Origin of the sequence: Pseudoalteromonas arctica (genome assembly GCF_012927645.1) — a bacterium.
Taxonomy (GTDB): Bacteria; Pseudomonadota; Gammaproteobacteria; order Enterobacterales; family Alteromonadaceae; genus Pseudoalteromonas; species Pseudoalteromonas arctica_A.
Genome location: NZ_JABBMT010000040.1, coordinates 22429 through 28654, shown reverse-complemented (window position 1 = coordinate 28654; position 6226 = coordinate 22429). Strand labels below are relative to the sequence as shown.

The following is a 6226-nucleotide window of genomic DNA, read 5'->3' as shown; positions in this document are numbered from 1 at the left end:
CATTATATATTTACCAGACAAAATTCCTATCGTTGCCAATTTGGAAGCGCGCAATCAAACCATCATTGATTGTTTGGGTAAACAGTATCAGAAAATTTATTCTTAAAGTGGGTGCGGAAGATCGGATATACTCTTAAGGGGAACGCGATATGAATCACGTTAAAACTTACTTAAAAAAGGAAATAAAATGATAGAACTAAATATCTCTGAATTGTTAGAAATTGCTAATAATATCCAATCAACACTTGAATTAGCGAATGACTGTGGAACAAACCCATTTGAAACAGTTGAATAAGATAAAAACACACAAATATGGAAGGGTCATTTATTGACCCAATAAATATGGAAAAAATTATAGAGCCAGTTACAGCTTTAAAAATAAAGAAAAATTTAGAGCGTATAGATGCTGAGTTATCATTAAAATTTATAACCGAAAATGAAAATTCAAAATATACAGAATGGGAGGAAAATAAGAGATTAAACAGAAACTTTATTGATAAAGGACTCGATTCAGTAGTAATTGATAGATTAACATTTTGTTTTAAAGAAGAAGAGGTTTACTCAACAAACTTCTTTTTTCTTTTTCATCATAACTTGTACTTCACTATACCTTACATAGTATGTAAAAACAGTAAATATAAAGGCGCATGCCTTATTATAACTGAAAAAAGTTATGACATTGAAATGTTGAAAAAAACTTCAAAAAACCTAGGCGTTGAAATAGAATTCATAATTCTAGATAGTAAGGGTAATTATCTAAGAAAATCAAAAGCTATGATAAAATCAGGTTACGCTCTTTTTATTTTAGTAGACACTCCATTTGGATTCAATCGTAAAACTATTAAAAAGTTTGATTACAATGAAAAACTGTTTGGCCTGAAATATAGAGATGGATATATAAAAATTTCTAAAATACTTAATCAGTCACCGGTATTATTAATAAACGATTACAACTTTGAAAACAAAATAGTTACAACGTCATATAAAATTTCAACTAGTGATGAAGTTAATAAAATATTTTGCGCAAGGGTTTTAAGTGAACCAGAGAAATTTGAAAAATTAAATGATTTCATGCAGTTATTTGATTTCAAAATGAAAAATAAAACCGTTAATTTTTATATAGACGAAAATCAATATTTTTATAATCCCATTGATAAGAGATTATTTTTAAAACAAATGTAATAAAAGGAATTATTTAATGAAAATTAAATCAATGATAGCTATAACCATATCAATTAGTTACTTACTCTCCACCAACTCTGTTAGCGCCGCCTCCCCAGAAAATGTAGCTGATATTCTAGGGAGAGATCTTAATGTGCCCGTAATTGGAAGTTTAGGGCACGTAGGTCTATGGACAGGTTCAGAGGTTTTAGAAGTTTTAGACACTGAAGCAGTAATAGAGGTAAATTCACTATCTAGTTTTGTAAATGAGACTGAATACTGGGGTTATAAAGTTAGAAATCCCAAAATTCATATTAACAATAGAGAAAATATAATTAAATTTGGTTTACAGCAGAAAGAATTCTTACCTTCATATAGCTTATCCTTTATGTATGTTGCTGGCAGGTGGGAATTTAAAAGAGTATATAATCCAGTTACGAAAGATTGGGAGCGTAAAAGAGTTATTGCTCAAAAAGGTGAATTCCGCTGTGATACCTTTATAGAGTTTGCATGGAAAAGAGCCAATGAGAAGCGCCCTTATGGCGATACTCCTTATGTTATGTACTCAAATTACTAAAAATTAATCACGCAAGGCCATTTATAGTGGCCTTTCTATTCAGGCGAAACTCCATAATGAAAAATAAATTTTTAATTTTAATATGCTTCCTACCTATCACCTACCTTCTTTATAATATCATAGCTGATGATTCAACAGCCGCTCCCCCAACAAAATTAATAAAGTCAAATAAAGCAGGTGAAGCAATCGAAAAAGATATTACCCCCTCCCTAACGATAAAACAAAAGAACAAAGAAAATACTTTATATTTAGAAAACCTTTTTGATGGTGAACTAAAACAGTCAGACAATAAATTAATGGCTCTTCTTAACTTAAAGCATTTAACACGAAAAGAGAAAATTGATATAATTTGGGATGAAATTAATAAACATCCAACAGAATCTTTTGAGTTTAAATATTTGATTGATGTAATTAAAAATTTAAAACCTTTACATTTATCTTCTGAACTCACAGACCTATACATAAACACTTCTGACATTAAGTCACAAGAAAAGATATTAAGATTACTTTCGTCATCCACCCTATTAACGGCAGAAATTGATGAATCTGAACTTCAAAATTACACAGATGACTTTATGCATGTTAGGAGGTTTTTTGAACAAGAGATTTACAGTAATAATCAAAAACCAGAGTTATTACGCACGTTAATTATCAACTATGATACATTAGTAAGCTCAGATGAATATTTACACTTTTTGAAGAACGATATAAATGAATTGAGCCATGGATTTTCTGAAGAAAAAATAAATAAAATGAAATTACCACATGCTATGATATCGAATGATCCAAAAGAATTATTGGAGCTTCTTCACAGTTCTGGAACTGAAATATCAAGAACACTTTATTCTTATGCTTCTCTTGGCTTAGAGCATACAAGTAGTAAAAATAAAGAATCAATAAATATGTACTTAGACAATATAAGCAGTGAAATTTTTAATAATGAAAGCATTGATAATTATGATAAAGCAAGCTGGATAGATACAGCTGAAAAAGTAAAAGGAGTTGATAAAAATTTAATTGTTTCAAAATTAATAGAATCGTCTAATTTAGTCCAAGAAAAGGCCTTCCTAATATCTCAATATGACTCAGGTATGTTAGAGATAAGCCCTACACAAATAAACTCTTTAATACAGGAAATTGAAAGTACAGATGGCACCATTGAAGATCAAAATATCGTTAACATACTTGAAAAAGCATTGCAAATATTAAAAGAAAGATCTGTTAAAGATAATTCGTGATTACCTGTAGTATAGCTCATAGATTTGGGCTTAAGGGTTGAACTTAAAGCACCTCCTGAATTAACCTTTATATTTCGATGAATTAGCAATATTAAAAATGTGGGTAGTGAAGAAACATTCATGGTGTTTTGTGATCTTATAAATTGTGTGATTCATAGACATCCTTTCTATAATTGTTGTCATGAACGATGAAATTCAGCAAAGATTAAAGTAGATAAAACTTTATCAAGAAACTAACAATACAGGCTTAGTTTATCTTCGTAACAAAAGGGGTCACCCATTAGAAAGTTCCGGTCAAGCAGGCAGCTGTGTTTTCTTGATCTTTTTATTCAAAAAACCAAGTGTTGTTACTTTTTAAACTCACTTTAAATATGACTATGCATCCAGTAATGACGTCGATTGGTGTGAATATGCATCTTGGTTTGAATAAATAACGCCATATGAATTTAGGCGTTTTAATTAAGCATCATTGATGATTAATTAGGCCTTGGCTTTCGCCTCAGTCATCGTTTAGTGCCAATGTCAGTCCAGTTTTGGCAGCATTCTCACGCTGCTCAATAACAAATCTGTGGCTTATGTTTACACATAACCAACCCTTTTTGGCTCAGACAGTGGGCATATCCAACATTTAAATAAGAGCGGTTAACGTGCAGGCTCAATCAAATCTGATGGTTTTACCAACCCTATTACTAGCTCAACACGTTAACCTAATTTGTTTTAGCCAGTTTCCGTTGATAATACTTTTTAATTGTTGGGTTATACCGAATAGCAAAGTTAGCGGCCTCAGTAAACGCCCACGCTAAGTAACGATTACCATTCTTTTGATTTGTAGCGCCTTTCTTCTTTCCATTGCTGTATCTCGCACCTTTAACGCATCGACAATACGAGGAAAAATTACCTGGACTATCAAAACGTTTAATAGTGCCTGTCTCTAACATAATAGTCAGTGCTAACGTATTCCCAATGCCATCGATACTAGTTAAGTTTATAAATTCTGAGGAGGGTGATGTTTGTTTTAAAATAGCGCCTTCTATCACATTAATTTGCTGTTGAGCACAGCGTATTAATGAGAGGTTAGAAATGACTGACAGTGCTGTATTCATTGAGCTAAAGTCTGCATGTACTTGCTCAACATTGACGCCTTTTCTGATAGCGGCCATTTGTTTGATTTTGTTGCTACTGAGCTTGTATCCAAGATGACGCATGTAACAACTTTGCACTGATAATAAGTTTTTAGTGGACTGTTGAACAATGTCCATTCGTTTACGCATTAAGTCGCGAACAGCTCTGAGTTCTCGGGGGTAAATATAGCCCTCAGGTAGAATGTTTAAACGTAGCATTTCAGCCAACCAACGTGCATCACTGTGGTCATCAGCATGCTTTAAGCCTGAGTATTGTTGGATTGCCGCGGGATTTGCTAAGTGAAGTTTAAACCCTTCATCCATTAAAGCATCGACTAACCAATACCAATTAAAAGTTGATTCAACAACAAGTCCTTTTAAATTGTCTTTATAAGGACTTAGAAAAGATAAAATGACAGACATGTCATTATTTAAACGCTTAGCGGTAAGCGTTTCACCGTGTTCATTAATGATAGCAATAACACTATTATTTGAATGCAAGTCAATTCCACCATATAGTTTCATACTAAGTTCCTCGAGGTACAGTTTATGTTTTGGTCAACACAACTGCATCGAAAAACTCGAGGAGCTTTCTTTTTGACTTTTATAGTAAAAGTACGTTAAAAGAGGTTGGCGATTATTGGCAAGGTTCTGGTATGTATCTAGAAATACTCCCAGATGGAACTTTTGACTATCAACGAGGTGGAACTTCTATTTCATCATCTGTTGATGAGTTTGATGGCGATAATTTCTTAGTTGATATGCTTATAATGAATACAACTTTTGAGGTTTCGCAACCCCCATTTTTTAGTGATGGTCAATGGTTGTTGATGGAGTAAGATTAACAAGGACGGATGACTAACTTACTCTGCGTTTATGTTAACTACTATAAATTAATTGGTATCGGTGTTCATAATGAGAATAACAGCGTTTCATAGCTTAACAGCGTTCTGTGTACTGACTTTCTTTGTGCTTAGCCACTTAGCTATTGCTCAGCAAGTGGATGGTTTTCAGCATACAGTGATTGATGGTGAGCCTTCACTTCGTGGTGCGGCGATATTTGAGCAATCGTTGTGGATCACAGGTACCAATAATAGTGTATGGGTGAGCCAAGATGGCGGTAAACATTGGCATGATCGCAGTGTTAAAAGCAGCATAAATAATGATTTTCGTGATATTGCGGTGTTTGATACGCAAACCGCGATTGTAATGAGTGTTGGTTCTGGTAAACAGTCTTCATTGTATAAAACAACAGATGCAGGTAAAAGCTGGCAATTACTGTTGCAAAATCAAGATGCGGCAGGCTTTTTTGATTCAATTGCATTTTGGGATCAAGACAATGGTTTATTAATGGGTGACCCTGTTGATGGTTATTATGTCGTTAAACGTACACAAGATGGCGGCAAAACATGGACACGAACCGATAAAGTAAATTTACCTAGCTTAATATCTTCAGAAGCTGCCTTTGCCGCCAGTGGTAATACACTCATTGTAGGAAAAGATAATCAAGCATGGTTAACAACGGGTGGGAAGTCGGCTTCTGTTTATCATTCAAATGATGGTGGACTATCTTGGCTAAGGAAAAGTGTTCCTTTGTATCGTAGCACGGGTACTGCTGGTGGTTATGGTCTGGCTTTGAATCGTGATAATGATTTATTTGTTGTTGGTGGTGATTACCAGCAACGTGACAAAAGCTACCCAAATATGGCGCTGTATGACGTTACAAGTAAGCGTTGGCAAAGCGTAAATTCAGGAGAGCATGGACTAAGAAGTGCGATGGCATGTAACACATTCGCTTGTATTGCAACGGGTAAAACAGGCAGTGACATTTCATACGATCAAGGAAAGACGTGGCAACCACTGACGAATCTCAAATCTAATAATACCGGTTATTTTACATTAAGCGCGAATAATGCTCGTTTTTTATTTGCAGGTTCTGAGGGCAAAGTAGCAGTATTAACAATACCGACTGAATAATTAGTTTGATTAAAGAGTCACTACTGCTAAAGGCTTTATGTTTGAGAGGTTATCGGCTTTACCGCTGATTTAGTCTACTTTAGCGCGTTATTATGGCATCACTCTTTTGGTTATAGTAAGTTTAGGTTGAAAATTCATCAATAAAAACATAG

General features: G+C 34.0%; 6 protein-coding genes. 5 read left to right on the top strand and 1 reads right to left on the bottom strand.

The annotated features are described in order from the left end of the window. Positions 1–312: 312 nt before the first annotated feature. Genes HHO47_RS17130 through HHO47_RS17120 form a run of 3 tightly spaced genes read left to right on the top strand, consistent with a single transcriptional unit; the run spans position 313 to position 2976 of the window. A complete protein-coding gene (locus HHO47_RS17130) occupies positions 313–1182 on the top strand; it encodes a hypothetical protein (RefSeq protein WP_169021385.1) in 870 nt (289 codons plus the stop codon). Between the two features lie 16 nt (positions 1183–1198). Beyond that, positions 1199–1738: a hypothetical protein gene (locus HHO47_RS17125; protein WP_169021384.1), complete on the top strand. Its 540-nt coding sequence runs from the start codon at positions 1199–1201 to the stop codon at positions 1736–1738. A gap of 56 nt (positions 1739–1794) precedes the next feature. Further along, entirely contained in the window at positions 1795–2976 is a 1182-nt protein-coding gene (locus tag HHO47_RS17120; RefSeq protein ID WP_169021383.1) for a hypothetical protein, read from the top strand. A gap of 707 nt (positions 2977–3683) precedes the next feature. On the opposite strand, the gene HHO47_RS17115 is transcribed toward HHO47_RS17120, so the two are convergent. Continuing rightward, the gene (locus HHO47_RS17115) at positions 3684–4622 is read right to left on the bottom strand and encodes an IS110 family transposase (protein WP_248291035.1); all 939 of its coding nucleotides are present in this window, start codon (positions 4620–4622) and stop codon (positions 3684–3686) included. A gap of 29 nt (positions 4623–4651) precedes the next feature. Between HHO47_RS17115 and HHO47_RS17110 the strand changes: the two genes are divergently transcribed. Next, entirely contained in the window at positions 4652–4936 is a 285-nt protein-coding gene (locus HHO47_RS17110; RefSeq protein WP_169021382.1) for a hypothetical protein, read from the top strand. A 76-nt stretch (positions 4937–5012) separates the two neighbouring features. Beyond that, on the top strand, positions 5013–6074 hold the full coding sequence (locus tag HHO47_RS17105; protein WP_169021381.1) for a WD40/YVTN/BNR-like repeat-containing protein: 1062 nt from the start codon (positions 5013–5015) through the stop codon (positions 6072–6074). The last annotated feature ends 152 nt before the right edge of the window (positions 6075–6226 follow it).

Excerpts from the sequence above, each read along its gene's own strand:
- HHO47_RS17130 (WP_169021385.1), top strand. The coding sequence starts at position 313 with ATGGAAGGGTCATTTATTGACCCAATAAATATGGAAAAAATTATAGAG.
- HHO47_RS17125 (WP_169021384.1), top strand. The coding sequence starts at position 1,199 with ATGAAAATTAAATCAATGATAGCTATAACCATATCAATTAGTTACTTA.
- HHO47_RS17105 (WP_169021381.1), top strand. The coding sequence starts at position 5,013 with ATGAGAATAACAGCGTTTCATAGCTTAACAGCGTTCTGTGTACTGACT.
- HHO47_RS17120 (WP_169021383.1), top strand. The coding sequence starts at position 1,795 with ATGAAAAATAAATTTTTAATTTTAATATGCTTCCTACCTATCACCTAC.
- HHO47_RS17115 (WP_248291035.1), bottom strand. The coding sequence starts at position 4,622 with ATGAAACTATATGGTGGAATTGACTTGCATTCAAATAATAGTGTTATT.